Annotated in this window: 19 protein-coding genes and 2 pseudogenes; 12 read left to right on the forward strand and 9 right to left on the reverse strand. The window is 61.6% G+C overall.

Annotation, left to right across the window (positions count from 1 at the left end; all coding sequences use genetic code 11):
• Positions 1 to 62: 62 nt before the first annotated feature.
• Positions 63 to 2066, reverse strand: coding sequence for a TonB-dependent receptor (locus tag GIV35_RS24615; RefSeq protein WP_236304543.1), 2004 nt, complete (start codon positions 2064 to 2066; stop codon positions 63 to 65).
• Between the two features lie 275 nt (positions 2067 to 2341).
• Here GIV35_RS24615 and GIV35_RS24620 point away from each other — a divergent pair, with 275 nt between their 5' ends.
• Positions 2342 to 3325: a helix-turn-helix domain-containing protein gene (locus tag GIV35_RS24620; RefSeq protein WP_236265713.1), complete on the forward strand. Its 984-nt coding sequence runs from the start codon at positions 2342 to 2344 to the stop codon at positions 3323 to 3325.
• 9 nt (positions 3326 to 3334) lie between these two features.
• Here GIV35_RS24620 and GIV35_RS24625 read toward each other — a convergent pair whose 3' ends face one another.
• From GIV35_RS24625 to GIV35_RS24640, 5 genes and pseudogenes are all read right to left on the reverse strand, one after another.
• Positions 3335 to 4597, reverse strand: coding sequence for a carbohydrate porin (locus GIV35_RS24625; protein ID WP_236265714.1), 1263 nt, complete (start codon positions 4595 to 4597; stop codon positions 3335 to 3337).
• A 57-nt stretch (positions 4598 to 4654) separates the two neighbouring features.
• Positions 4655 to 7063, reverse strand: a complete 2409-nt coding sequence (locus GIV35_RS24630) for a glucose/quinate/shikimate family membrane-bound PQQ-dependent dehydrogenase (RefSeq protein ID WP_105226515.1) — start codon at positions 7061 to 7063, stop codon at positions 4655 to 4657.
• A 291-nt stretch (positions 7064 to 7354) separates the two neighbouring features.
• Positions 7355 to 7891: pseudogene (locus GIV35_RS27575) on the reverse strand (methyl-accepting chemotaxis protein); the annotation flags it as partial.
• A gap of 327 nt (positions 7892 to 8218) precedes the next feature.
• Positions 8219 to 9298 (reverse strand): annotated as a pseudogene (locus GIV35_RS27580) (HAMP domain-containing protein); the annotation flags it as partial.
• Between the two features lie 138 nt (positions 9299 to 9436).
• Positions 9437 to 10327 (reverse strand): bestrophin family protein, encoded by an 891-nt coding sequence (locus GIV35_RS24640; RefSeq protein WP_003190542.1) that lies wholly within the window; start codon positions 10325 to 10327, stop codon positions 9437 to 9439.
• Between the two features lie 329 nt (positions 10328 to 10656).
• Here GIV35_RS24640 and GIV35_RS24645 point away from each other — a divergent pair, with 329 nt between their 5' ends.
• Together GIV35_RS24645 and GIV35_RS24650 are read left to right on the forward strand one after the other, a co-directional pair.
• Entirely contained in the window at positions 10657 to 11508 is an 852-nt protein-coding gene (locus tag GIV35_RS24645; protein WP_169922168.1) for a hypothetical protein, read from the forward strand.
• A gap of 2 nt (positions 11509 to 11510) precedes the next feature.
• Positions 11511 to 12539, forward strand: coding sequence for a GGDEF domain-containing protein (locus GIV35_RS24650; protein ID WP_072448543.1), 1029 nt, complete (start codon positions 11511 to 11513; stop codon positions 12537 to 12539).
• A gap of 396 nt (positions 12540 to 12935) precedes the next feature.
• On the opposite strand, the gene GIV35_RS24655 is transcribed toward GIV35_RS24650, so the two are convergent.
• A complete protein-coding gene (locus GIV35_RS24655; protein WP_003190545.1) occupies positions 12936 to 13235 on the reverse strand; it encodes an ArsR/SmtB family transcription factor in 300 nt (99 codons plus the stop codon).
• 90 nt (positions 13236 to 13325) lie between these two features.
• On the opposite strand from GIV35_RS24655, the gene GIV35_RS24660 reads away from it, so the two are divergent.
• From GIV35_RS24660 to GIV35_RS24670, 3 genes are all read left to right on the forward strand, one after another.
• Positions 13326 to 14417: an NADH:flavin oxidoreductase/NADH oxidase gene (locus GIV35_RS24660; protein ID WP_223024045.1), complete on the forward strand. Its 1092-nt coding sequence runs from the start codon at positions 13326 to 13328 to the stop codon at positions 14415 to 14417.
• A 205-nt stretch (positions 14418 to 14622) separates the two neighbouring features.
• Entirely contained in the window at positions 14623 to 16752 is a 2130-nt protein-coding gene (locus tag GIV35_RS24665; protein WP_223024044.1) for a TonB-dependent siderophore receptor, read from the forward strand.
• A gap of 193 nt (positions 16753 to 16945) precedes the next feature.
• Entirely contained in the window at positions 16946 to 17545 is a 600-nt protein-coding gene (locus GIV35_RS24670; RefSeq protein ID WP_034126738.1) for a hypothetical protein, read from the forward strand.
• Positions 17546 to 17552: 7 nt separating this feature from the next.
• On the opposite strand, the gene GIV35_RS24675 is transcribed toward GIV35_RS24670, so the two are convergent.
• Positions 17553 to 18275 (reverse strand): FadR/GntR family transcriptional regulator, encoded by a 723-nt coding sequence (locus tag GIV35_RS24675; RefSeq protein WP_034126739.1) that lies wholly within the window; start codon positions 18273 to 18275, stop codon positions 17553 to 17555.
• Between the two features lie 48 nt (positions 18276 to 18323).
• On the reverse strand, positions 18324 to 20060 hold the full coding sequence (locus GIV35_RS24680; RefSeq protein WP_019817288.1) for an IlvD/Edd family dehydratase: 1737 nt from the start codon (positions 20058 to 20060) through the stop codon (positions 18324 to 18326).
• 191 nt (positions 20061 to 20251) lie between these two features.
• Between GIV35_RS24680 and GIV35_RS24685 the strand changes: the two genes are divergently transcribed.
• The 6 genes from GIV35_RS24685 to GIV35_RS24710 all read left to right on the forward strand — a co-directional run.
• Positions 20252 to 21574 carry an MFS transporter gene (locus tag GIV35_RS24685; protein ID WP_236265272.1) on the forward strand — a complete coding sequence of 441 codons (1323 nt, stop codon included), beginning with the start codon at positions 20252 to 20254 and terminating at the stop codon, positions 21572 to 21574.
• A gap of 16 nt (positions 21575 to 21590) precedes the next feature.
• The gene (araD1, locus tag GIV35_RS24690; RefSeq protein WP_236265273.1) at positions 21591 to 22583 is read left to right on the forward strand and encodes an AraD1 family protein; all 993 of its coding nucleotides are present in this window, start codon (positions 21591 to 21593) and stop codon (positions 22581 to 22583) included.
• A 10-nt stretch (positions 22584 to 22593) separates the two neighbouring features.
• Positions 22594 to 24174: an aldehyde dehydrogenase (NADP(+)) gene (locus GIV35_RS24695; protein ID WP_236265275.1), complete on the forward strand. Its 1581-nt coding sequence runs from the start codon at positions 22594 to 22596 to the stop codon at positions 24172 to 24174.
• A gap of 16 nt (positions 24175 to 24190) precedes the next feature.
• The gene (locus GIV35_RS24700) at positions 24191 to 25054 is read left to right on the forward strand and encodes an SMP-30/gluconolactonase/LRE family protein (RefSeq protein ID WP_236265276.1); all 864 of its coding nucleotides are present in this window, start codon (positions 24191 to 24193) and stop codon (positions 25052 to 25054) included.
• Positions 25055 to 25223: 169 nt separating this feature from the next.
• Entirely contained in the window at positions 25224 to 26228 is a 1005-nt protein-coding gene (locus tag GIV35_RS24705) for a substrate-binding domain-containing protein (RefSeq protein WP_057977070.1), read from the forward strand.
• Positions 26225 to 26897, forward strand: a 673-nt coding sequence (locus tag GIV35_RS24710; protein ID WP_236485979.1) for an ATP-binding cassette domain-containing protein, incomplete at its 3' end; no start/stop codon positions are given. The genes GIV35_RS24705 and GIV35_RS24710, both read left to right, overlap by 4 nt.

Here is a 26897-nt window from a genome sequence, read left to right on the forward strand (position 1 = left end):
GTTCTGAGGCATACATTGCCCTCTGTAGGAGCGAGCTTGCTCGCTCCTACAGCCTGGCCGGTTCAGAATTGATAGGTATAGCCCACGCCCAACGTACGCCGCCGCGATGGCCCGCCGTAGGCTACCGGCTCACTGTAGAAACCGTAGGTGTCGTACGTCTGGTTCAACAGGTTGTCGGCGAACGCATAAACTTCCCCGAACTTGCTCTCCAGCCCAGCCCGCAGGTCGAGCTTCTCGTAGTTATCCAGGTTGAAATGATTCTGCGGATCGGCCGCGCGTTCACCCACCAGGTGGTAATTGAGGCTGGTGTTGAGAGTGGTATCACCCAGGCTGGCGATGCTGCCCAGTGGGTGCTTCCAACTGGCGTTGAGGTTGGCGCTCCAGCGTGGCACATCCGGGGTGCGGTTGCCGGCTGCGACGTCACCGGCCTGGATGCCTTGCACGCCACGGGTGATTTTGGCATCGAGGTAGGTGGCGCTGGCGGCCACGGTCAGGCCCTGGTCGAAGCGCCAACTGCCTTCCAGCTCGGCGCCGCGGGTGCGGGTGTCGGCGTTGAAGGCGTTGGTGGCGAAGGTCGCCGCGTCATAGCCGAGCAAATGGTCATCGTGCACGCGGGTATAGAACAGCGCGCCATTGAGGCTGCCACGACCCTCTTCGGTCGTGCTTTTGAAGCCCAGTTCAGCGGCTTTGCTGACGGCGGCCTTGTAGGGGGCGCTGTCGCTGACCTGGGAGGCATAGTCGTTGAACCCGCCGGATTTATAGCCCCGTGCCAGTTGCACATAGACGTTGGTCTGTGGGGTGATCGCATAGCTCAGGGCGGCGCGGCCGGTGCCGTAGTGGTCGGTTAGTCTGCGCGAGTCGTCCACGACGCTGGTGCCGGCGAAGTATTGGCCGTTGTAAGTCTTACGGTCCCAGGAGTGGCGGTAGCCGGTGGTGAGTTTCAGGCGTTCGCTGAGGGGGAAGGTCACTTCGCCGTAGCCTGCGTAAGTGGTGGTGGTGAAGTCGCGGAACCTGGCGCTGGACGTGCCGTAGGTGTTGCGCGGGGTATCGTAACTGCGTTCGTTGCGGCTGGCGGCGACGCCGGCGACCCAGAACACTTCAGCGTCGGGCAATGAGCCCAGGTGCACGTCCTGGCTCCAGTTGCGTTCGAAGGATTTGTCCACCACCCAGAACTCGCTGGGCGTGTCGTAGAGGGCGCCCATCAGTTTGCTGTCGTAGGCGATCAAACCCGTGAAGTCGGCGGTGCCAGTAGCCGTGGTGGACGTCAGGCGGCTGTTGGCGAAGTCGTGATCGACTTTGAGGGTGTAGCGCTCGGTGGTCTTGTCGTTGTCGTCGAACAGGCCGGGTGTCAGGTCCAGGCTCGGGTGGCTGCCGTAGGGGCGCAACACCAGGGAGTTGGTGGCGCGTTCGGTTTGCTGGCGTTCGGCGCTGAGCAACAGGTGGGTGTCATCGTTTAGGTCCCACAGCAGACTGCCGCGATAGGCTTCATTGCGTGGCTTGGTGATGGGGTGGTGGGTCTGGTCGTTGTCGATCCAACTGTCGTAGCCGGCACGCCGCACTGCCAGGCGGCCGCTGAAGCGATCACTGAGCGGGCCGCCGATGGCGCCTTCGGTGAGGAACTGGCCTTTCTGGCCGACTTCGCCACGCACATAACCTTCCAGTTCGCGGGTGGGTTGGCGCGTGGTGATATTCACCGCGCCGGCCTGGCCGATGGCGCCGGACAGTGTGCCCTGGGGACCCTTGAGCACTTCGATGCGATCGATATCCAGTGTGCCGAAGCCCAGGCTGCGCGACGACACCGGCACGCCGTCGATATTGAACGCCACCGAGCTGTCATCCATGGACATTTGATACAGCGAACCGACGCCGCGGATCAGCACGTTGAAATCATTCGGCCCGCCGGAAGAATTCACGCTGACGCCGGCGGTGGTGCGCAGGGCGCTTTCGAGGGTGTCGAGGCGTTGTGTGCGCAGCTGTTCGCCGCTGATTACGCTGACGCTGATAGGCACGTCCTTGGGGTCTTCCTGGGCCATGCGTGCGGTCACTGTCGAGGCTGGCAGTTGCAATAGCTCGCCAGAGGCAAAGGCAGAAGGGGACAGTGTCAAAGCAATCGCTATTGTTATACTATTACATTTGTAGCAAGATTGACGGGTAGCCGTCGTGTTGCCTCGTGCAGACATGATGGGACCTTGACTGAACAGGTTGATCGAGGCGCGTTGCGCAGGGGCAGCGGCGGTTTGATAAAGCGTGCGGCGCTCCAAATGCTAATAATTATCAATTGCAGAATTCTACCCTGATGTGATCTGATTCGAGCCGTATCCGGTCAGCCAGGAGATTTACGATGTCAGCCGTTCAAGGAGGCGCAGGGGAGCCGATGCCAGTCTCGCGAATCATTACGGGCGGGTATGGGAGTGATCTGGGGCCAGGGGCGCATTGCCGCGTCACCCGCATGACGCTGCAGGAGGGCTTGGATATCGTGCGTTGGCAAAGCACGTTCGAGCAGCCGGTTGAACTGCCGCTGCAGGACGACAGCGAATGCATTCACTTCAGTTTTACCAACTCGCTCAAGGGCAAGGCTGCGTGCAGCTTTCACGATGGGCGCCGGCAACGTCGCTATGCGATTGATGAAGGCGCGGGCAATATCAGCTTTGGTCGCTGCCGCCATGGCCTTTATCACCAGCACGGCGAAATCGACAACATCACCGTGATGATCCGCCCCGAGCTGCTCGCTCAGTGGGAATTGAAACTCGACCCGCTGCTGAACAAAGCCTTGGCCTGCGAGCATTGCTTCCTCGACGGCCATCGCAGCGGCGAAATGAGCGCCACCGCGCACATGCTCGGCCTGGCCATGGACCACGGCACCCAGCTGGCGCCGGCCCAACCACGCAGCAGCCTGTGGTTGTACGGGCAAAGTGTCACGCTGGTGAGCTTGTTCCTGGAAGCGCGCCAGGACGCTGAATGCACCTGCCGGGTCAGTCACACCGACCGTCAGCGGTTGGTGCGTGCTCGTGATCGTTTACTGGAAGACCTGGGCAAGGCGCCGAGCCTGTCGGAGTTGGCCCGTGAATCCGGTTTGAGCCAGCCCAAGCTCACGCGCGGATTCCGCCAACTGTTCGCCAACAGCGTCTACGGCATGTTCCAGCAGACCCGCATGATCCAGGCGCGCAGCCGCTTGATGAGTGGCGATGAATCAGTGATGCGCATCGCCTCGGACCTGGGGTATGCCAACGCCAGTCACTTTGCCACGGCGTTCCGTAAACAGTTCGGGATCAACCCGTCGATGCTCAAGAACGGTGGCCGCGGCAAATCCTTGGGGGCTGGCTGAGGCAGGCGGTCAGAATATCGCTTTGACCTGCAAGCCCAGCACCAGCGCATTGTCGATGCTCTCACCGGAAAACGCCCCCGGCTCGATGATGTATTGCACATCCGGGCGCAAGGTCAGCCAAGGCGTGGCCTGGTAGCCATAACTGAGTTCGATCAACTGTTCGGCGCTGTCGATTGAGGGGTAGGACGCCCCGGCATTGAACGCAGCCAACTCTTGCACATCACGGCTGCGCGGGTTCGGCACCGCGCGGCCATAGCCCAGGGCGACGGTATCGCGCGGGCGACCTTCGAACGGCTTGTACAGCACCACGCCTGCGCCATACCACTTGGTGAACGGCGAGGCCGCTTCGCTGGCGGCAGAGTACTGGCCGAAGGCGTGCAGGCTACGGCCTTGGGATGATTGTGAGGCCCACACAGCCTGGTCGATCAAGAGGTAGTGACCGCCACGCCCGCTGACGTCCTTGTTGCTGCCAATGCGTTTTACATCGGAACTGTCGTAGTAATAACCGAGCTTGTATTCACCGGGCAGTGCGCCCGCATGCTTGTAGATAAGCTCGATGGGCACCACGGTGCCGGTGGTGTGCTTGGGCCCCAGGTGCCAGGCACGGCTGGAGTTGCCGTTGCTGGACGGGTCGACATTGAACGCCGCCACGCGCAGTTGCCAGTTGGGCGAAAAGTCGTATTTCACCCGGGCACCGAGGTGCGCATTCGGGTAGTTGGCCCAGCCGCTGCCGCCGGACATGTTCAGCGGATGCCCGCAGAACCCGGCGTTCATGAAGTTGCACAGGATGCCGCTGTCCAGGCCGCCGAGATCATTGCCCATGGCCATATAGCCCAGCTTGAGGTTCAGCGCCGGGGTGAACAGCGTGCGCTCGTAGCTCAGCTCGGTGAGGCGCGTGTAGAGGCCGCCGTAGTTTTCCTGGATCGGCAGGCGGTTGCCCACCAGGTCCTCGGAGGCGCTGTTGCCGCGTCGGTCGTTGAGGGTCAGCTGGATGCGGTCGCCGTTGGTGAAACCGTAGAGTTTGCCCAGGTCGAACTGCACGCCGAGCTTGATATTTTGCGAATAGCGCGCCGAACGGTGCTGGCCACCGTGGGCGTTGTAGGCGGTCTCGCCGCTGTAGTCACCGGTAAAGCGCACACCTTGCGCGTCGAGTTCGCGGCGCAGGCCGCCCCAGTCGCCGGTCAGGGTGGTGTCGTCGGCTTGAACGGGCAGGGCGGCCGCAAAGGCCAGGCCTAGCGCCAGGCGCCAGGCGGTATGAGGAGTAGGGGTCATGGGGGATCTTTCCAAACACAAAGCGCGGTGCCGGAGCACCGCGCGAACAGAGGGCGGTTACGGCAGGGCGTAGGCGATCACGTAGTCGCCACGGTCGGTGGACTGGCGTGCGCCGCCGGCGGTGACGACGATGTATTGCTTGCCGGTTTTCGGCGACACGTAGGTCATCGGCCCACCCTGGCTGCCGACGGGCAGGCGGGCTTTCCAGATTTCATCGCCATTGCCGCTGTTGAAGGCGCGCAGGTAGAAGTCCTGGGTGCCGGCGATAAAGATCAGGCCGCCTTGGGTGGACAGCGTACCGCCCAGGGTCGGCAGGCCTACCTTGATTGGCAGGTGCATGCGGATACCCAGGGGGCCGGTGTCTTCAACCGTGCCCACCGGTACTTGCCAGGCGACCTTTTGCGTCTTCATGTCGATGGCGGTCAAGGTGCCGAATGGCGGTGCCTGGCATGGGATACCGGCCACCGACAGGAAGCGGTTTTTGTTCACCGCATACGGCGTGCCCTTGAGCGGCACGGCGCCCATGCCGGTGTTCAGCGCTTCACCACCGGAAGAGGCCTGGGCCTTGTTCTGCGACGGTATCATCTGGATCCACAGGCCCAGGCGCATGTCGTTGACGAAGATAAAACCGTGCACCGGGTCGGTGGAAATGCTGCCCCAGTTCATGCCGCCCAGGGAACCCGGGAAGCTCAGGGATTTATCGGTGCCCGGCGCGGTGTACAGGCCGTCGTAGCGCATGCCCTTGAAGTCGATGCGGCACAGCAACTGGTCATACGGCGTCGCGCCCCACATGTCCGATTCGGTGAGGGTTTGCGCGCCGATCTGCGGCATGCCCACGGATTTCGGCTGGGTCAGGGAATACGGCTCGTTGGGAATGTTCGCGGCTTTGACCGGCACTTCCTGCACGTCCGTCAGCGGCTTGCCGGTGGCGCGGTCGAGCACATAGATCTGCCCGGCCTTGGTGCCGATGACTACGGCCGGTACGGCCTTGTCGCTGCCTGGCGGGGTGAAGTCGATCAGGCTTGGCTGCATCGGCAGGTCGAAGTCCCAGAGGTCGTTGTGAACCGTCTGGTAGACCCACTTCTCGGCACCGGTGGAGGCGTCGAGTGCCAGCACCGAAGCGCCGTATTTGTGGTTGAGCTGGGTGCGCTCCACGCCGTAGATATCGGTGGACGAGCTGCCCATCGGCAGGAAGACCGTGTTCATCAGCGGGTCGTAAGACATCGGCGCCCAGCTGTTCGGGGTGCTGCGCACGTAGGTGGCATCGCCCGTCGGGGCCTGCTTGTCTTCAGGGTTGCCTGGGTCGAAGGCCCAGCGCATCTGGCCAGTGATCACGTCAAAGCCACGGATCACGCCACCGGGCATATCGGTCTGCACGTTGTCTGCCACGCGACCTCCGACTACGACGGTGGTACCGGCCATCAACGGCGCCGAGGACAGTTGGTAGTAGCTGTCGGGTACATTGCCCAGGCCGGCCTTGAGGTCCACCTGGCCATGGGTGCCGAAGTCTTCGCAGAACTTGCCGGTGTCGGCGTCTACGGCGATCAGGCGTGCATCAATGGTGTTGGTCAGCAGGCGACGCTGGCACTGCGCACCGGCAGGCACGCTGGCGGCCAGGACCGGCGAGCTGTCGGGCTGGGTCGGCTGGGCAATCGGCGCGCTGGCGTCGAAATACGCCATGCCCCGGCAACGCTGCCACACTGCCGATTTGGCGTTGACTTCGTTTTTCCACAGTTCTTTGCCGGTGTCGGCATCCAGCGCGATCAGGTTGTTGTGCGGGGTGCAGATAAACACTTTGTTGCCGATCTGCAGGGGCGTCAGTTGGTCTTCGGCACCGTTACCGTCGCTGATGGCCACGTCGCCGGTGTGGTAGGTCCAGGCGACCTTGAGCTTGTCGATGTTGTCGCGGTTGATCTGGTCCAGCGCGGCGAAACGGCTGCCACCTTCGGTATTACCGTAGTGGGCCCAATCTTTCTGCGCATCGGCCGCAGCCACCGGGGTGATGCCCGGGCCTGCACCGGTGGGCGCAACGCTGGGGTGCGCGACAAACATATTGCCCGCTGCCACCGCCACGCCCAGCGCCAATACGGCGGCGACGCCATAGGCACCCCGCGCCGGTTTGCCGGCCAGCAACGGATACACCAGTGCGACCACCACGCCGATCACCGCAAACATGAACAGTCGCGAGAACAGCGGCCAGTATTGCAGGCCCACGTCGGCCAGCGCCCACACGGCGGTAGCCACTAGAAACGCGGCGAACAACCAGGCGCCGGCAGGCTTGCAGCGGGCAATCAACAGCCCGGAGATGGCCATGACCACGCCGCCCAGCAGGAAGTACCAGGAACCTCCCAGGCTGACCAGTTTGGCGCCGCCGACGGCAAGCGCAAGGCCGAGCAGGGCGATGACGACGCCCAGGCCCAGGAGTAAGAATCTAGAGACGCCAGCGGCGCGCGATGCTCGTTTCATGTCGAATGGACTCGAGTGAGAGAGGGCAAAGACGCGATTTTAGCAAGATAAGTAACCGGTTAGTACATTTTAGTCCTGCAATAGACTGTTGCAGGTACTGCGATGATGGGCAGGGCCGCCTCTGAGGCGGCATAGATGGACCCGGCGACGCCGTACCCTGTGGCGAGGGAGCTTGCTCCCGCTGGGGCGCGAAGCGGCCCCGCTCTTAATTTAAAAGACAGGGACTACTACGCAGTCCAGCGGGAGCAAGCTCCCTCGCCACGGTACAGCGCTGCCTTTATTGGGCGGGCATCAGAACTTGAAGCGCCCCACCAGCCCATTGAGCTGGCCGGAAATATCAGTCAGTCGCCCTGAACCGGTCTGCGCCGAATGCGCAAAGCCTTCCACCAACTGCGCGTCGGCGTGGATCTGTGCGATATGCCGGTTGATCTCTTCGGCCACCTGGTGCTGCTCTTCGGCGGCGGTGGCGATCTGAGTGTTCTGGTCGCGAATCGAGTCCACCGAGCCGCGGATCTTGTCAAAGCTGTCGCGGGCCTGCTGGATGCGCTCCACGCTGGTGTTGGACACCAGCAAGCTGCCTTGCATCTGCTGGGTGACTTCCTGGGTGCGGCGGGCGAGGTTGCCCAGCAGGCTGTCGATTTCGCCGGTGGAGTCGGCGGTGCGACGCGCCAGTGCACGCACTTCATCGGCGACCACCGCAAAGCCGCGGCCCTGGTCGCCAGCGCGGGCGGCTTCGATCGCGGCGTTGAGCGCCAGCAGGTTGGTCTGTTCGGCAATCGAACGAATGGTGTCGAGGATGGTGTTGATGTTCTGGCTGTCTTGCTCGAGCAACTGCATGGTCTGTGTGGATTTTTGCAGGTCTTCGCTGAGCTTGAGCACGCTGCCGGTGGCTTCGCCGATGTGCTGCTGGCCGGTGTGCACATCGCGATAGCCCTCATCGGCACTCGTGGCGGCGGCGCTGCATGAACGCGCGACTTCGTTGGCGGTGGCGACCATCTCGTTGAACGCGGTGCTCACCAGTTCCACGGCTTCGCGCTGGCGGCCGGCGGCCTGGTTCATATTGTTGGCCACGGCGCTGGTGTCGGCGGCGGCGGTTTGCAGGTCTGAGGAGGCGTTGCCGATGCGCTGCACCAGTTGCGCGATCATGCTCAGGAACTGGTTGAACCAGCCGGCCAGGCTGGCGGTTTCATCCTTGCCTTGCACTTTGAGCTGGCGCGTGAGGTCGCCTTCACCTTCGGCGATTTCCTGCAGGCCGTCGGCCACACCGCGAATCGGACGCACGATCACACGGGCGAAACTGGCACCGACGATTGCGAACACCACGGCCAGTACGGCGGCGATCGCCGCGATCAACCACGTCAGGCGTGTGGCGTCGGCCATCACTTCGTCACGCTTGATCAGGCCGATAAAGCGCCAGCCCAAGTCTTTGGAACTGACCACGTTAGCCATGTAGGCCACGCCATCGATGCTCACCTCGGTCACGCCATCGCCGTGCTTGGCCAGTTCGGCGTAGTTCGCGCCCAGGCCCGCCAGGGGCTTGAAGTTGTGCGTGGCATCGCTGGGGTCCACCAGCACGTTGCCGTCGGCTTCCACCAGCATCAGGTAGCCGCTGTCGCCCAGCTTGATGGTGCGCACCAGCTCGGTGAGTTGCTTGAGCGACACGTCCAGGCCAACCACCCCAAGGACGTTACCCGTGGCATCCGCGACGGTGCGCACGGTGCCGATCAGCACCACATCGTCCGGGGCCCAGTAGTAGGCGCCTGTGCGCACGGTCTTGCCTGGCGCTGCAATGGCGGCCTGGTACCAGGGGCGGGTGCGCGGGTCGTATTGCGTCAGCTTGGCGTCGTCCGGCCAACTGGCGTAGCCGCCATCGCTCAGTCCCAGGGACAGGTAGGCGGTACTGGGGTGGCTTTTGGCGAACTGATCAAAAATCGCCAGCAGTTCGGTGTTGGTCGGCGTCAGCGGAATTTGCGCTGCATCGGCGCCGGCGTAGTTCTTGAGGTTCTTGGCCGCGATCACACGCAGGTCTTTGGCGACGAAGTCGACATTCTGGCTGATGCCGTCGAAAAACTGCTGCATGCCATTGTCGATCTGGCGGATCTCGCGGCCGCTGCTGTCGAGGAAGTTGGCCAGCGCACCCTCGCGCAGGTTCAGCACCACGATAATGGCGACCAGGATGACCGGCACGCACGCGATGGCCGCAAACGCCCATGTCAGCTTCTGCTTGATATTCATGACTTCACCCGCGGGTATTTATAGTTTTGGCAAGGGGAGAAAAATGGGTACTGCGTGTCGCAGGCGTTTTTGTGAGAGGCGAGGCCATGCGTACCCTCGGTATATCGGCCGAGGGAGTTGGCACTTGAGGAGGGGGCTTCAGGCGATCGGGTCACCGACCAGGGCATCGCGGCGCATCGACTGCAGGTTCTTCTCGATGGTTTCGCAGATGCTTTCCATCTGGATCTGGTGTTCGCTGGAATTGAACGGACTTTGCAGGTCGGTGCCGATGCGTTCGATGGCCAGCAGCATGAAGCCCACGACTGTGGAGGCCAACGGCGTGAACCAACCGAGCGATTCGACCAGGCCTACCGGCACGATCAGGCAGAATAACGAAATGAATAGCCGCGGGAAATACACGTAAGGGTAGGGCAGTGGCGTGTTGGCAATCCGCTCCATGCCGCCCTGGGCGTTGGAGAGGTCCACCAGGGTCGACTCCAACCGCGCCAGGCGGATGCTGTCCAGGCGCCCGGCCTGGTATTCGCGCGCCAGCAACGAGGCCGAGCCGGTGAGGATGTCATTGGCGAAGTTATTGGTGGCGCCGTTGCGCGCAAATTCTTCGGCGGGGATAAAGGCTCGCACTTCCTCCGGGCACGGCTGGCCCTTGAGGTGCGCAGCCAGGCAATTGACGTAAGCCACGTGACGGCGCAACAGCGTCGACTTCACCGGGTTCACCTCACCAGGGGCGTCATCGAGCAGGGTCAACACTTGCCGGGCAAAACTGCGCGAGTTGTTGACCATCGCACCCCACAGCGTGCGTGCTTCCCACCAGCGGTTGTAGGCGCTGCTGTTGCGAAAACTGATCAGCACCACCAGTGCCGAGCCGAGCAAGGTCAGGGGCATCAGCGGCAAATTGATCTTGGCAGTGAGAAACAGCATGAAATCCACCGTCACTGCCACATCCCACAACAACAGCCAGAACAACGCCCAGCCCACATAGCCCATGGTCTTGATGATCAGGCGGTATTTCTTCAGAAGGGCAGCTTTCAAACGAGAACCTCGCGGCGGGCGGTTGGCAACAATCCCCTGTTACGACGCCGCCGAGGAAGGAAGGTTCGCAGTGTGCTGAATCGATTAGTTCTCTAACCGCCAGGCGGAGAGAATGTAACCAAAGGTTGCGCGCAAGTGTGTGCTACGGGGCATTTGACTGTGGAACAACTTTGGTACTGATGACGTCTTGTCCGGCAATCGCTGTACATTGCGTTCGAGGCAAAAAGCCATTAATGGCAGGGATTTTGAAGTGATTTGTTTTGGGGCCGGGCTGCAGGGATTTCGTAGCTGAGATCAGTGGCATCAAGTTGGATGATCAGGGCTCTTTCATGCGTGTCAGTTCGTTGAAGTTGGCTATGTGTAATACCGCGCAAGCGCTCGAACGTCATAAGGATTTTGAATCGTGCATGAGAGCGCATTACCACGTGCTGCTCGTGCCCTATTCGAGACGACCGTTTTTCTACAAGAGTGCCCTTAAATACAGCCGCTTGATGGTGTCGTTTGCATTATTGAGCCAATACTTTTCCACACCGCTGCCGTTGTTGGCAGAAGTTAAAGCCTTGTGCGTAACGCGCAAATATTGTTCGAAAAACAGCCTGGAATCGATTTTTTTGCTATTCCGGGCCCTGGGTTTCATGGAGGTTGCGCCGCACCCCGAAGACAGTCGCTTCAGGGTGTATGCACCCTCGGATGAAGCCTGCCGCGAAGCGCGGTTGATGCTCACCGCCCTCACTGAGTCGTTGGCGCTGCTCTACCCCGAAAGGGAAGTGTTCCGGCAGATGCGTGACCTGGATGATCGCGAGTTCCTGGCGCTCTATTTCAAAGGCTTCGCCATGATTCTCGCCGCCGAATTGACGGTGGATGTTTTGCTGCCCGAATGTTATTGGCTGGTGAAGCGCGACGCCGGCCATCTGTTGATGCTGGCGATCTACAACGATGCCTTTGCCCCTGAGAACGACCGCGCCACCTTCCGGTCGTCTTCCTACCTGGCCTTGGCCAAGCAACTTTCCGTGTCCAAGACCCACATTATCCGTATGGTGCAGGAGGGGGTTGAAAAGGGTTATTTCAAAGCCCACTCCAAAACCCGGCTGGAAGTTCTGCCACCCTTTGCCAGCCTGGTAAAGCGGTTCATGGCCTTTTCATTTGCGATGGGCCTGCATGCTATTGAGATGGGAGCGTAAGGATGCCTGCTAACTTGAAGTTGCGGCCCAGAATGCGCAGTTTGTTGTCACCTGCGGTGACCCAAGCCGAAGGGGTAGGGATTATTGCCTGGGTCGGCATGCTCCTGATTCCTGCGGCCCTGAAGTTGAATTTTTATATGTTGGGCGTCACGGTGGGCCTGCTGATTGTTTGCCGGGTACATGCCACCACCACGAACTTTCTGCTCTGGCGAGTTCTGGGGGTCACCTATATGGTGTTGTTGTCCGTCGGCTTCGCTTATCTGATTCATATGAACAAAGAGTTGCGTATCTATGGCCTGCCGTTGGCCGTGACCCTGGTGGTGGGCAGTGCGATCTTGTTTATCAGTGTCCAGGATTATCTGGCCGATGCGCTATTGATCTGGCTGATCCTGTGGCCGCCCATGCAGGCGGATATATACGTTGGCACCGAGGTGTATTTGCTGCTGTTCTGCGCGGCGTCGGTGTCCATCGGGTTTATCTTGAGTTATTCCTACTTGAAGAACCTGCGTTCGGTATTGCTGGTGGAAAGCGAGTTTCGCGCCTTGGCCGAGACCGACTACCTGACCTCCATTCTCAACCGGCGCGCTTTTATGCAGAGCTTCGAGAAGTTGCTCGGTGGGGAGCAGGGCGGCTACTTCATCATGTTGGATATCGACAGTTTCAAAGAAAAAAACGATCTGTATGGCCACGACGTGGGGGACAAGATTCTGCGCGCCATGGCCCTTTGCCTGAAAAATGCCAAGGGCAGCCACAGCTTTGGACGGATCGGCGGGGAAGAGTTCGGCGTGTTATTGCAGGGCGACGATGTGGAGGTGGCCTGTGATTATGCCCTGGACTTGTTGCAAGCGATCCGCAGCAGTGTGCCTGCGCCCCACCATTACACCTGCAGTGCGGGGATGGCGCGTTTTTCGCCGGGCGACGAGTTGTCGGCCGTACTCAAGATGGCGGACAAGAACCTGTACGGCGCCAAGCGCAATGGCAAGGATTGTGTGCACCTGGACGGCGCGCTGCTAAAGGCGGTCTTGTCCTGAGGCTTGGCGTCTAGTGCATAGGTATCTGCACAACTTTCCAAGTTGCAGCAGCCAACGCTAACCACGATGCGAAGCGAGCCGCTCTTGATCTTGATCTGCTTTTGGTCTTAAGCGCCCCGTTAAACCACGCTGGCGGAAAGTGGCTGTTACCGCAGGAATGGATATGTACTCGGTATGACTGTGCCGGCTGTCAGGCCGCCTTCGCGAGCAAGCCCGCTCCCACAGTTGGATTGTGGGGTGTCAGGTAGATATGGGGCGACTGTCAGGCCGCCATCGCAGGCAAGCCAGCTCCCACATTTGGATTGTGGGGTGTCAGGTAGGCAAGCGCCGGGTGGCAGGCCGTCACGGGAGCAAGCTCCCTCGCCACAGGCCCGGCGTCGCGCCGAAGTTATGCGTCTAGTGTTGTGACAACACGCTGGCCAGCAACCCAGGGAAGCGGCTTTCCAGCTCGTCACGGCGCAACGAGTTCATATGGGTGGTGCCCACATTGCGGGTGTGCACCAGGCCGGCATCGCGCAATACCCGGAAGTGATGGGACATGCTGGACTTGGGACGCCCCCCGTCGAGTTCGCCACAGGTGGCCTCTGGCACGTTGGCCAGGTAGCGCACGATGTCCAGGCGCACGGGGTCGCTCAAGGCGTACAGCACACGCTCAAGCGTCAATTCTTGCGGGGTAGGGTGTTTGAAGGCTCGCATGGGGCGGATCATAACAGGGGGGTAGCGTTCAATACCATAGTTCGATTACCATCGAACTATCGAATCACCCACCCCTTCCTGGAGTTCTCAATGTCGGCTTTGTTCGAACCGTTCAAACTCAAAGATGTGACCTTGCGCAATCGCATTGCTATCCCCCCGATGTGCCAATACATGGCCGACGACGGCATGGTTAATGACTGGCACCACGTCCACCTGGCCGGCATGGCCCGTGGTGGCGCCGGCCTGCTGGTGGTCGAGGCCACCGCGGTCGCCCCTGAAGGACGCATCACCCCAGGCTGCGCCGGGATCTGGAGCGACGCCCACGCCCAGGCATTCGTGCCCATGGTCAAGGCCATCAAGGCCGCAGGTTCGGTGCCGGGCATTCAGATCGCCCACGCCGGTCGCAAAGCCAGTGCCAATCGCCCCTGGGAAGGTGATGACCACATCCCGGCCTCCGATCCCCGTAGCTGGGAAACCATCGCCCCCTCTGCCATCGCGTTTGGTGCCAACTTGCCCAACGTACCGCGTGCCATGACCCTGGAAGACATTGCCCGCGTGCAGCAGGACTTCGTCGACGCGGCTCGCCGCGCTCGCGATGCCGGCTTTGAATGGATCGAGCTGCACTTTGCCCACGGCTACCTGGGCCAGAGCTTTTTCTCTGAGCATTCCAACCAGCGTACCGATGCCTACGGTGGCAGCTTCGACAACCGCAGCCGCTTCCTCCTCGAAACCCTGGCTGCGGTGCGTGAAGTCTGGCCGGAAAACCTGCCGCTCACCGCCCGGTTCGGTGTGATCGAATACGACGGCCGTGATGAGCAGACCCTCACCGAGTCCATCGAACTGGCCCGCCGTTTCAAGGACGGTGGCCTGGACCTGCTGAGCGTCAGCGTCGGCTTTACCATTCCTGACACCAACATCCCATGGGGCCCGGCCTTCATGGGTCCGATTGCTGAGCGTGTACGCCGTGAAGCCGGTATTGCGGTGACCTCGGCCTGGGGCTTCGGCACGCCGCAACTGGCGCAAGGCGCACTGCAGGCCGGGCACCTGGACCTGGTTTCGGTGGGGCGCGCACATTTGGCTGACCCGCACTGGGCCTACTTTGCCGCCAAGGAGCTGGGCGTGGACAGGTCCTCCTGGACCTTGCCGGCGCCTTACGCGCACTGGCTGGAACGCTATCGCTGAGGTATGCCTGCGCGTTGCATGAGCCACTCGATTGAGTGGCTTTTTTTCGCCTGTGGTTTTTGCTTTACCCACTGGAGACACAATAGATACGTAAAAAATAACAAATGAGAACCGATATCAAACGAGAATGCCTTGATATATGATGCGCGGCGAATTCTTGGCAGGTTTGCCGTCCCATCTGGCTCATTCACTAGGTTCTACACCCATGCGTCGTACCCTGATTTCCATCTGTGTGCTCCAGGCGTTTTCCCCCTTCGCGTGGGCAGAGCAGGCACCTGCCGAGAACACCAGTATCGAGCTGCAAGCGACCAATGTCACCGCCACTGCCGACCTTGAGTCGGCCCAAGGCCCCGTGCAGGGCTACCACGCCACACGCTCAGCCAGTGCGACGCGCACCGACACCGCCATTCATGAAACCCCGCAGTCCATCAGCGTGGTGTCCAAGGACGTGGTCGAAGACCTCGGTGCAACGCGCTTGCAGGATGCCCTCGATTACGCCGGCGGCGTGGGCCGTGCCAACAATTTTGGCGGTCAGGGCCTGACCACCTTTACCGTGCGCGGCTTCACCACCGGTGAGTTCTACCGCAACGGTTTCCCGATCAACCGCGGTTACCCGAACATGCCGGACGCCAACACCATCGAGCGTCTGGAAGTGCTGCGCGGCCCCGCGACCATGCTCTACGGCCGTGGCGACCCAGGCGGCACCTTCAATGTGGTGTCCAAGCAACCGCTGGCCGAACGCACCGTCACCCTGGGCAGCCAGCTCAATGACCAGGGCATGAAGCGCGGCACCCTGGATGCCTCCGGCCCGCTGGACGAGGAAGGCCGCCTGGCCTATCGCCTGAACGTAGTGGGCGAGGGCGGCGACACCTTCCGCGATCACGTCGAGACGGAACGCTACGGCGTGACGCCGGTAATCACCTGGCAGGCCACCGATGACACCAAGGTGACCTTCGAAGGCGACTTCATGCGCAACAACCACCCGCTGGACCGTGGCCTGACGCGCTTCCCCAACCAGCGCGGCACGCCCTCGCGTGATACGTTCTGGGGCGACAAGGACGCTGGCAAGCTGCACAACGACAACAACATGGCGCAGTTGCGTTTCGAGCATGCACTGAGCGACAACTGGACCCTGGGCGGCGGTTTCCAGTGGTTGGATGGCAGTTTGAAAGGCAATGCCATCGAAGCCAACGGGCCGGGCAGCCTGGGCGCTGATGGCCGCACCCTGCAACGCAACTTCAACTACCGCAAGCTGGAATGGACCGACAAGGACTATCAGCTCAACCTGACAGGACACTTCTCCACTGGCGGCTTCGATCACACCTTGCTCACCGGTATCGAATACGAGGACTACGACTACAAGTCGATTATCCAGCGTTCCAGCGCCGCGGCGGGCACCTATCCAATTGACATTTTTGACCCGGTGTACGGTCAACCCCGTCCGGCACTGACCCGTACGCCGACCCACGACAAAGAAAACCTCAAGACCTACGCCACTTTTGTACAGGACCAGGTCGCCCTCACTGAGCGGCTGAAAGTACTGGCCGGTGCCCGCTTCGAGCGTTTCGAGCATGACTACCAGAATTATGTAGGTAAAAGCTGGCAGGCCGCCGACAACGCCGTCACTCCACGCGTGGGTGTGATCTACGACCTCACCGACACCGTCGCGGTCTATGCCGATGCTGCGCGTTCGTTCAAGCCCAACACTGGCGCCAGCCGCGAAGGCGGTGGTTTTGCGCCGGAGAAAGGCAAGTCCTACGAGATGGGTATCAAGTGGGAGGCGCTGGACCGGCAGTTGAGCGTGGATGCGGCGATCTATCAGATCGAGAAGAAGAACGTGCTGACCACTGATCCCGTGGACAATACCTTCAGTGTCGCGGCCGGCCAGGTGCGCAGTCGGGGCTTCGACCTCAATGTGGCAGGCAACCTCACGCCCGAATGGCGCGTGATCGGCGGTTACGCCTATGTAGATGCCGAAGTCACCCGTGATAACACGTTGCGCTCCGGCACGCGCTTGATGAACATCCCGCGCAACAGTTTCAGCCTGCTCAACGTCTACGAGTTCCAGGACGGCGCGCTCAAAGGCCTGGGCCTGGGCGCCGGCGGCAAGTACGTCGACCAGCGCGCCGGCCAGACCGCCAACACGGCATTCTCCATGGACGCCTATACCGTGGTCGACCTGCTCGGCTACTACAAGGTCAATGAGCATGTGCGCTTGAACCTGGATGTGAAGAACCTGTTCAACCGCGAGTATGAAGAAGGTGCGTTCGGCAATATCTACGCCTACCCCGGTGCACCACGTACCGTGCAGGTGGGCATTGCCTACACCCTGTGATGAACAGCTGCGGTACCACGCAGGGCCTGTGGCAAGGGAGCTTGCTCCCTCGCCACAGTGGCCTGCATCAGCTTCCCTGTCAGGTTTGACAGTAGACACTGGCGGGCGATCGAGGGATGTTTGCTCGTAACGTGCCAGCGCAGCGGCCGGCGCTCATTGCTTTTCGAAGCCACGCTTAATAGGGATATTAAAAATGGAACGGGAACTGATCGAGAAAGCTGAAGACCTGATCAAAAAGACCAACGATGCCGAGCGTCTGTTCACCCGGTACGCCACCAAGTGCTACACATCAGCCTTGCAAAAATATGCCAAGGAGATCAGCGAAACCTCCTATACCTATCTGCTGGCCGAGCTGGCCGAAAGTTCGCTGAGTTCGGAAATTCTCGGCCGTCCAGGCGCCAATATCAGCCTGGTCAGGATCGAGATAGAGGAGGTCATGCTCGAAGCCGATGTGATCAAGAAATTGAAGCGGGCCGAAACCCATTACCTGGAAACCCTGGAATCGGTGCGCAAGTTCGAAGACCTTAAACGCTTCGAGAAAATGCAGGACACGTCCGATATCGTCCGCTCGATAAAACTTGGCGTGTCACGTTTCAATATCCTGTTTGTCATCTTGCTGATCGGTGGGTTGACCTGGGCGGCAATCAATCTGCCTAAAGAAGCCTTGGCGTTGATTTCCGCTGCGATCGGCGGCGCCATCACTCACTTGCTGTCCGAGCGCCAGGCCGTGCTGGCGCTGAAAAAAGAGGGCGATAACACCTGCCCCAGGGCCAACAATAACAGTCAGGAATGACGCGGGCTCACAACGGCGTCAACACGTTCATCACCGTATCCAGCGCCACCCGTGTGTCATCCAGTTGCACCAGCGACGCATGCCGTGCGCCCAGGGCATCGCGGTTCTGGATTGCCGTGAGGATCGCTTTGTGCCGAGGCAGACTCAGGCCCTGGATATCCGGACGGCGGTTGGTGATGTTGATCGACTCGCGCAACGGCAGCGAGAGCATGTTGCACATATAGGCGAGCAGGTCGTTGCGGGTGGCGTCGGCAATCGCGCGGTGGAAGTCCAGGTCGGCCTGTAGCAGGTCCTCGTGGGTCTTGGCGGTTTCCATGCCTTGGTAGGCTTGTTCGATGGTGGCGATGTCTTCGTCGGTGGCGGTGGTCGCGGCCATGGCGGCGATTTCCGGTTCGAGAATGCGGCGCACCCCGGCCAGGGTGTTGAAAAACTCGCTGTGGGGCGTGGACTGCATCAACCAGGACAGCACGTCCGGGTCGAGCAGGTGCCATTTCAAGCGTGGCCGTACCACCGCGCCCACCCGTGGCTTGGAATACACCAGGCCCTTGGCGCTGAGCACCCGCGTGGCTTCGCGCAATACCGAGCGGCTGACCTGGTATTCCTCGCACAGCGTGGCTTCCATGGGCAAGCGTTCTTCAGGCTTGAAGCGACCGGAAACGATGTGCATGCCCAAGTCCTGAACGATCTGGGCATGCTGGCTCTTGCGCGGCTTGGGCGGTTGGTGATCCATAACGACGGGGAGGCTCTGGCTTAGATTCGCCGCATCATAGCATCCCAATTAGTGGGAATGCCGTGGGACTTCTGCGCCGCGGCAGCCCACCAGGAAGTCAAAGTCGCAGCCCTGGTCGGCTTGCAGCACATGGTCGATATACAGCTGGCGATAGCCGCCGACGATGAGGTTCTGCGCGGGGGGCAGGTCGGCCATGCGCGCTGCCAGCTCGGCGTCTGGAATATCCAGGTGCAGGCGGCCATTGGCGCAATCGAGTTCGATCCAGTCACCTTCCTTCACTGTCGCCAACGGCCCGCCAGCAGCGGCTTCCGGCGCCACGTGCAACACCACGGTGCCGTAGGCGGTACCGCTCATGCGCGCATCGGAAATGCGCACCATGTCCGTCACGCCCTGGGCCAGCAGCTTGGCGGGCAGGCCCATGTTGCCGACTTCGGCCATGCCGGGGTAACCCTTGGGGCCGCAGTTCTTCATGACCAGGATCGAGTTGGCATCCACGTCCAGCTCCGGGTCGTTGATGCGTGCCTTGTACATGTCGAAGTTCTCGAACACCACGGCGCGGCCACGGTGCTGCATCAGTTCGGGGCTCGCTGCCGAAGGCTTGAGCACCGCGCCCAGGGGCGCGAGGTTGCCACGCAGCACGCAGATGCCGCCGTCGGCGCGGATCGGGTTGTCCAGCGTGCGGATCACTTCGTCCTGGCCGTAGATCGGCGAATCCTGGGTGTTCTCGCCCAGGGACTTGCCGTTGACCGTCAAGGCGTTGGGGTGGGGGATCAGGTTGGCCTCACCCAGGCGACGCAGCACCGCGGGCAGGCCGCCAGCGTAGTAGAACTCTTCCATCAGAAAGCGCCCGGAGGGCTGCAGGTCGACGATGGTCGGCATGCCGCGGCCGATGCGGGTCCAGTCATCCAGGTCGAGTTCGACGCCGATGCGCCCGGCGATGGCTTTCAAGTGGATCACGGCGTTGGTCGAGCCGCCGATGGCCGCGTTCACGCGGATAGCGTTTTCAAACGCTTCCTTGGTGAGGATTTTCGACAGTTTCAAGTCCTCACGCACCATCTCCACGGCGCGCATGCCCGACATGTGCGCCAGTACATAGCGGCGTGCATCCACTGCCGGGATCGCCGCGTTGTGGGGCAGGGATGTGCCCAGTGCCTCGGCCATGCAGGCCATGGTCGAGGCGGTGCCCATAGTGTTGCAGGTGCCTGCCGAGCGCGACATGCCGCCTTCGGCCGCGAGGAAATCATCCAGGGTGATGGTGCCGGCCTTGACCTGTTCGCTGAGCTGCCACACCACCGTCCCCGAGCCGATGTCCTGGCCCTTGTGCTTGCCGTTGAGCATCGGTCCGCCGGTGACCACGATGGCCGGCACATCACAACTGGCCGCGCCCATCAGCAGCGCCGGGGTGGTCTTGTCGCAGCCGGTGAGCAGTACCACGCCATCAATCGGATTACCGCGAATCGCTTCTTCCACATCCATGCTCGCCAGGTTGCGAGTGAGCATGGCGGTAGGGCGCAGGTTGGATTCGCCATTGGAAAACACCGGGAACTCCACCGGGAAGCCTCCGGCCTCGATCACGCCACGCTTGACGTGCTCGGCGATCTGGCGGAAGTGCGCATTGCACGGGGTCAGCTCCGACCAGGTGTTACAGATGCCGATGATCGGCTTGCCATGGAACTGATGGTCGGCAATGCCTTGGTTCTTCATCCAACTGCGGTACATGAAGCCGTTTTTGTCGGCGGTACCGAACCACTGGGCAGAGCGTAGGCCGGGCTTTTTGTCAGGCATGATCGTTTCTCTTATTGTATGACTATATGTTCTATGCGTGCTTAAACATAAGCGCAAAATCGTCGCTTTGGAAGTGTTGTTTTGCAAATAGTCATACTATATAGTCGATGTTAACTGAGGTATGGCCCTGGCGAATTTCGCCAGAGGCGTCCCCCGAGCTTCTATAAAAACAACAATCGGAGATCGACCCCATGAGCCAGGAACTGCGGCTTATTCGGCGCATCACGCTGAAACTGATTCCCTTCCTGATCCTGCTGTACCTGATCGCCTACGTGGACCGTTCCGCCGTGGGCTTCGCCAAGCTGCACATGGGCGCTGACGTGGGCATCGGTGACGCCGCCTATGGCCTCGGTGCCGGGTTGTTCTTCATTGGCTATTTCCTGTTTGAGATTCCCAGCAACCTGATGCTCGACCGCTTCGGCGCGCGGCGCTGGTTTGCGCGCATCATGATCACCTGGGGCGCCATCACCATCGGCATGGCGTTCGTGCAGGGGCCGCACAGCTTCTATGTGATGCGCTTTCTGCTGGGCGCGGCGGAGGCGGGGTTCTTTCCCGGCGTGCTGTACTACATCACCCAGTGGTTCCCGGTGCGCCATCGCGGCAAGATCCTCGGGCTGTTCATCCTCTCCCAACCCATTGCAATGATGATCACCGGCCCAGTGTCCGGCGGTTTGCTCGGCATGGACGGCATCCTTGGCCTGCATGGCTGGCAGTGGCTGTTCATCGTGATCGGCACCCCGGCGATCCTGCTGACCTGGCCGGTGCTGCGCTACCTGCCGGACGGCCCCCAGAAGGTCAACTGGATGAGCGAGGAAGAAAAAGCCTGGCTCACCGGCGAGCTGCACAAAGACCTGCAAGCCTACGGCCAGACGCGCCATGGCAACCCTTTGCATGCGCTCAAGGACAAGCGCGTATTGCTGCTGGCGCTGTTCTACCTGCCGGTGACCTTGAGCATCTACGGCCTCGGCTTGTGGCTGCCGACCCTGATCAAGCAGTTTGGCGGCAGCGACCTCACCACCGGCTTCATCTCCGCGGTGCCCTATATCTTCGGCATCATCGGCCTGTTGATCATCCCGCGCAGCTCCGACCGCTTGAACGACCGTTACGGCCATCTCGCCGTGCTCTATGTACTGGGCGCCATCGGCCTGTTCTGCAGCGCCTGGCTTGCCGTGCCAGTGCTGCAAATGGCCGCGCTGTGCCTGGCGGCGTTTGCAATGTTTTCCTGCACCGCCGTGTTCTGGACGCTGCCGGGGCGCTTTTTTGCCGGCGCCAGTGCGGCGGCCGGTATTGCCTTGATCAACTCGGTGGGCAACCTCGGCGGTTACATCGGCCCGTTCGTGATCGGTGCGCTCAAGGAGTACACCGGCAACCTGGCCTCAGGCTTGTATTTCTTATCCGGTGTGATGGTGTTCGGGTTGCTGCTGACCCTCGTGGTCTACCGCTTGCTGGAACGCAAGCACGTGCTGCCCGTCGACCAATTCGCCGCCAGCGCCCGTGGCGCCACACGTACTTAAATCCAGGAGAACCTGCATGCGTTTAGTTCAGTTCGAGTTGAGCAACGGTGAGCGCCGCGTCGGCGTGGTAGAAGGCAACCAGGTACGCGAAGTGCGCGGCGCCCACAGCGTGCGTGAACTGGCGCTGGCCGCCATCGATGCCGGCGGCAAGTTGCAGCAACAGGTAGAAGCCCTCGGCCTGGGCGGCAGCCATGACTACGCCGCCTTGTTGGCGGAACACAAAATCCTGCCGCCGCTGGATCACCCGGACCCAGCCCATATGCTGATCAGCGGCACTGGTCTCACCCACCTGGGCAGTGCCTCGGCCCGCGACAAGATGCACCAGCAGGCCGGTGACGACAGCGCGATGACCGACACCATGCGCATCTTCAAATGGGGCGTGGAGGGCGGCAAACCAGGCGCCGGCCAGGCCGGTGTGCAACCGGAGTGGTTTTACAAAGGCGATGGCAGCATCGTCGTGCGCCCGGGCCAGGCCTTCCCGGTGCCGCCGTTCGCCGAAGACGCCGGCGAAGAGCCGGAAATCGGCGGCCTCTATGTGATCGGGCATGACCGTAAACCCTATCGCCTGGGTTTTGCGGTGGGCAACGAGTTCTCCGACCATGTGATGGAGCGCAAGAACTACCTGTACCTGGCCCATTCCAAGCTGCGCAGTTGCAGCTATGGCCCGGAGTTGCGCGTGGGCGAACTGCCCGAGCATCTGGCGGGCACCAGCCGCATCCTGCGCAACGGCGAGGTCATCTGGCAGAACGAATTCCTCAGTGGCGAGGCCAATATGTGCCACAGCCTGGAAAACCTCGAATACCACCACTTCAAATACAGCCAGTTCCTCAAGCCGGGTGATGTGCACATTCACTTCTTCGGCACCGCCACCTTGTCATTCGCCGACGGTATACGTACCCAGCCGGGCGATGTGTTCGAGATCAGCCAGGCTGAATTCGGCGTGCCATTGATCAACGGTATCGGCAGCAGCGATGCGGCATTTGAACCCGGCCAAGTCACCCCCCTTTAAGGAGATCAACATGACCCAGTTCCTCGGCCACAACTACATCGGCGGCCAGCGCAGCGCCAACGGCAGCACCAAGCTGCAAAGTATCGATGCCACCACCGGCGAAGCCTTGCCCCAGGATTTCTACCAGGCCACCGCCCAGGAAGTGGATGCCGCCGCCCAGGCCGCGGCCCAGGCTTACCCGGCCTATCGCGCCTTGAGCGCCGCACGGCGTGCGCAGTTCCTGGATGCAGTGGCCGATGAGCTGGACGCCTTGGGCGATGATTTCGTCGAACTGGTTTGCCGCGAAACCGCCTTGCCGGCCGCACGCATCAAAGGCGAACGCGGGCGCACCAGCGGCCAGATGCGTTTGTTCGCCACCGTGCTGCGCCGTGGTGACTTCTACGGCGCGCGTATTGACAAGGCCTTGCCTGAGCGCCAGCCGCTGCCGCGCCCGGACCTGCGCCAATACCGTATCGGCCTCGGCCCGGTGGCGGTGTTCGGCGCCAGCAACTTCCCCCTGGCATTTTCCACGGCTGGCGGCGACACCGCTGCCGCGCTGGCCGCCGGCTGCCCGGTGGTGTTCAAGGCCCACAGTGGGCACATGGCGACCGCCGAGCGCGTGGCCGATGCAATCATTCGTGCCGCCGAGGCCACCGAGATGCCGGCCGGCGTGTTCAATATGATCTTTGGCGGCGGCGTCGGTGAGGCGCTGGTCAAGCATCCGGCGATCCAGGCGGTAGGCTTTACCGGCTCGCTCAAAGGCGGCCGCGCCCTCTGCGACATGGCCGCGGCGCGCCCGCAACCGATCCCGGTGTTTGCCGAGATGTCGAGCATCAACCCGGTGATCGTGCTGCCCCAGGCGCTGCAAGCCCGCGCTGAAAGCATTGCCCGTGACCTGACCGCGTCGGTGGTACAAGGCTGCGGCCAGTTCTGCACCAACCCAGGCCTGGTGATCGGTATCGCCTCGCCTGCGTTCACCGCGTTCACTCAGCAGGTCGCGCAATTGATCGGCGAGCAACCGGCGCAAACCATGCTGAATGCCGGCACCCTGGGCAGCTACGGCAAGGGCCTGGAAAAACTCCGGTCTCACCCGGGCATCCAGCATCTGGCGGGCAGCGCGCAATCGGGCAACCAGGCGCAACCGCAACTGTTCAAGGCGGATGTACGTCTGTTGATTGACGGCGATGAAGTGCTCCAGGAAGAAGTCTTCGGCCCCACCACGGTGTTCGTCGAAGTAGCCGACCAGGCCCAACTCAGCGCCGCCTTGCAGGGGCTGCACGGGCAATTGACCGCCACGCTCATCGGCGAACCGACCGACCTGCACCAGTTCGCCGAACTCACGCCCCTGCTGGAACAGAAAGTCGGGCGCATCCTGCTCAACGGTTACCCCACTGGCGTGGAGGTGTGCGATTCCATGGTTCACGGCGGGCCGTACCCGGCGACTTCCGACGCCCGTGGCACCTCGGTCGGCACCTTGGCCATCGACCGTTTCCTGCGCCCGGTGTGCTTCCAGAACTACCCTGATAGCCTGCTGCCCGACGCGTTGAAAAACGCCAACCCCTTGCGCATTCAGCGGCTGGTAAATGGCACGCCATCGCGCGAATCGCTGTAACTGATCAGGAGGCTTCATGTCGTTGAGCGCAGTCACCCCGCACCGTGCCCGGTTGGGCGAAGGGCCGTTCTGGGATGTACCGACCCAGGCCCTGTATTGGGTGGATATCGCCGCCCGCCAGGCGCTGCGTCTGATGGGTGGGCAGTTGCAGGTGTGGCAGTTGCCCGAGCACGTCTCGGCGTTCATCCCCTGTGAACGCGGTGATGCGCTGGTGACCTTGAGCAGCGGCGTGTATCGCCTGGACCTGGCCACCGAAGCCTTGACCCTGCTGTGCGTAGCCGACCCGCAAACGGGCAACCGCGGCAATGAAGCACGCTGCGATGCCCAGGGCCGGCTGTGGTTGGGCACCATGCAGAACAACATTGGCGAGCAGGGCGAAGACCTGCCGATTACCCGGCGCTCCGGTGGCTTGTTTCGCATCGATGCCGATGCGCGGGTCACGCCGTTGCTGGCCGGCCTGGGCATTCCCAACACCTTGCTTTGGAACGAGGCGGGCAGCCAGGTGCATTTCGGCGACAGCATGGACGGTACGCTCTATCAGCATTCGATCCAGGCTGACGGCCAACTCGGCGCCGCCCAGGCCTGGTTCGGGCCGCACACACGCGGCGGGCCGGATGGCTCGGCCATGGACGCCGACGGCTACATCTGGAACGCGCGCTGGGACGGCAGTTGCCTGCTGCGGCTGACGCCCTCAGGTGAGGTGGATCGCATCATCGAACTACCGGTCAGCCGTCCCACCAGTTGCGTGTTCGGTGGGCCCGAGCTCACCACGCTGTACATCACCAGCGCGGCGAGTCCCTTGGATCACCCCCTTGATGGTGCGGTATTGGCCATTGAGGTCGATGTTCCTGGCAAGCCCTGTCACCGCTTCGCCGGATAAACCAAACGCGCTGTTGTGGCGAGGGAGCTTGCTCCCGTTCGACAGCGCAGCTGGAGCCGGCTTTTTTTGGGGGGCGCTGCGCACCCCAGCGGGAGCAAGCTCCCTCGCCACAACAGTACCCGTACACAAAACGAACATTGAAAAAAAACAACAACAAGGAGTCACCCCTATGAATCGTCGTCGTGGTTTGCGTTCCCTGTGCTGCGCCGCTGTGGCGGTCTCGGCCATGAGCTTGAGCGGCCTGTTGCTGGCCGCTGAAGAAGTGAAGATCGGTTTTCTGGTCAAGCAGGCCGAAGAGCCGTGGTTCCAGACGGAGTGGGCGTTTGCGGAAAAAGCCGCCCAGGACAAAGGCTTCAAACTCATCAAGATCGCGGTGCCGGACGGCGAGAAAACCCTCTCGGCCATCGACAGCCTGGCCGCCAACGGCGCCAAAGGCTTCGTGATCTGCCCGCCGGACGTGTCCCTGGGCCCGGCCATCGTTGCCAAGGCCAAGGTCAACGGTTTGAAAGTGATGGCCGTGGATGACCGCTTTGTCGATGCCAAGGGCAACTTCATGGAAGACGTGCCATACCTTGGAATGGCCGCGTTTGAAGTGGGCCAGAAGCAGGGCGCCGCCATGGCCGCCGAAGCGAAAAAACGCGGTTGGGACTGGAAGGACACCTATGCGGTGATCAACACCTTCAACGAGCTCGACACCGGTAAGAAGCGCACCGACGGCTCGATCAAGTCGCTGGAAGAGGCTGGCATTCCTAAAGATCACATCCTCACCGCCCCACTGAAAACCCTCGACGTACCCGGCAGCATGGACGCCACCAACTCGGCCCTGGTCAAGCTGCCGGGTAGCGCGAAGAACCTGATCATCGGCGGCATGAACGACAACACCGTGCTCGGCGGCGTGCGCGCCACCGAAAGTGCCGGTTTCGCCGCAGCCAATGTGATCGGTATCGGCATCAATGGCACCGACGCCATCGGCGAATTGAAGAAAGCCAACAGCGGCTTCTTCGGCTCGATGCTGCCCAGCCCGCACATTGAAGGCTACAAAACCGCTGAGATGATGTACGAGTGGGTCACCCAGGGCACCGAGCCGCCGAAATACACGGCCATGGACGAAGTGACGCTGATCACCCGTGAAAACTTCCAGGCAGAACTGACCAAGATCGGGCTGTGGAAATGACCGCTGCGGCCCTGCGGTTTGACGGCATCGGCAAGACCTTTCCCGGGGTCAAGGCGCTGGATGGCATTTGCTTCACCGCCCACCCGGGGCAGGTGCACGCGCTGATGGGTGAGAACGGCGCCGGCAAGTCGACCCTGCTGAAAATCCTCGGCGGCGCCTACATTCCGTCCAGCGGTACGGTGCAGATTGGCGCGCAGACCATGGCCTTCAAATGCGCCGCCGACAGCATCGCCAACGGTGTGGCGGTGATTCACCAGGAGCTACACCTGGTGCCGGAAATGAGCGTGGCCGAGAACCTGTTCCTCGGGCATTTACCCACACGCTTTGGCGTGGTCAACCGGAGCCTGCTGCGCAAGCAGGCCCTGGCCTGCCTCAAGGGCCTGGCCGATGAAATCGACCCCGACGAGAAACTCGGGCGCCTGTCCCTGGGCCAGCGCCAACTGGTAGAAATCGCCAAGGCGCTGTCCCGTGGCGCCCATGTGATCGCCTTTGATGAACCCACCAGCAGTTTATCGGCGCGGGAAATCGACCGCTTGATGGCCATCATCACGCGCCTGCGCGAGGAGGGCAAAGTGGTGCTCTACGTGTCGCACCGTATGGAAGAAGTGTTCCGTATCTGCGACGCAGTGACGGTGTTCAAGGACGGTCGCTACGTGCGCACGTTCGAGG

Origin of the sequence: Pseudomonas sp. PA-1-6B, assembly GCF_021609545.1 — a bacterium.
Classification (GTDB): Bacteria; Pseudomonadota; Gammaproteobacteria; order Pseudomonadales; family Pseudomonadaceae; genus Aquipseudomonas; species Aquipseudomonas fluorescens_BV.

Excerpts from the sequence above, each read along its gene's own strand:
- GIV35_RS24620 (WP_236265713.1), top strand. The coding sequence starts at position 2,342 with ATGTCAGCCGTTCAAGGAGGCGCAGGGGAGCCGATGCCAGTCTCGCGA.
- GIV35_RS24625 (WP_236265714.1), bottom strand. The coding sequence starts at position 4,597 with ATGACCCCTACTCCTCATACCGCCTGGCGCCTGGCGCTAGGCCTGGCC.
- GIV35_RS24630 (WP_105226515.1), bottom strand. The coding sequence starts at position 7,063 with ATGAAACGAGCATCGCGCGCCGCTGGCGTCTCTAGATTCTTACTCCTG.
- GIV35_RS24645 (WP_169922168.1), top strand. The coding sequence starts at position 10,657 with ATGCGTGTCAGTTCGTTGAAGTTGGCTATGTGTAATACCGCGCAAGCG.
- GIV35_RS24650 (WP_072448543.1), top strand. The coding sequence starts at position 11,511 with ATGCCTGCTAACTTGAAGTTGCGGCCCAGAATGCGCAGTTTGTTGTCA.
- GIV35_RS24655 (WP_003190545.1), bottom strand. The coding sequence starts at position 13,235 with ATGCGAGCCTTCAAACACCCTACCCCGCAAGAATTGACGCTTGAGCGT.
- GIV35_RS24660 (WP_223024045.1), top strand. The coding sequence starts at position 13,326 with ATGTCGGCTTTGTTCGAACCGTTCAAACTCAAAGATGTGACCTTGCGC.
- GIV35_RS24665 (WP_223024044.1), top strand. The coding sequence starts at position 14,623 with ATGCGTCGTACCCTGATTTCCATCTGTGTGCTCCAGGCGTTTTCCCCC.
- GIV35_RS24670 (WP_034126738.1), top strand. The coding sequence starts at position 16,946 with ATGGAACGGGAACTGATCGAGAAAGCTGAAGACCTGATCAAAAAGACC.
- GIV35_RS24675 (WP_034126739.1), bottom strand. The coding sequence starts at position 18,275 with ATGGATCACCAACCGCCCAAGCCGCGCAAGAGCCAGCATGCCCAGATC.
- GIV35_RS24680 (WP_019817288.1), bottom strand. The coding sequence starts at position 20,060 with ATGCCTGACAAAAAGCCCGGCCTACGCTCTGCCCAGTGGTTCGGTACC.
- GIV35_RS24685 (WP_236265272.1), top strand. The coding sequence starts at position 20,252 with ATGAGCCAGGAACTGCGGCTTATTCGGCGCATCACGCTGAAACTGATT.
- araD1 (WP_236265273.1), top strand. The coding sequence starts at position 21,591 with ATGCGTTTAGTTCAGTTCGAGTTGAGCAACGGTGAGCGCCGCGTCGGC.
- GIV35_RS24695 (WP_236265275.1), top strand. The coding sequence starts at position 22,594 with ATGACCCAGTTCCTCGGCCACAACTACATCGGCGGCCAGCGCAGCGCC.
- GIV35_RS24700 (WP_236265276.1), top strand. The coding sequence starts at position 24,191 with ATGTCGTTGAGCGCAGTCACCCCGCACCGTGCCCGGTTGGGCGAAGGG.
- GIV35_RS24705 (WP_057977070.1), top strand. The coding sequence starts at position 25,224 with ATGAATCGTCGTCGTGGTTTGCGTTCCCTGTGCTGCGCCGCTGTGGCG.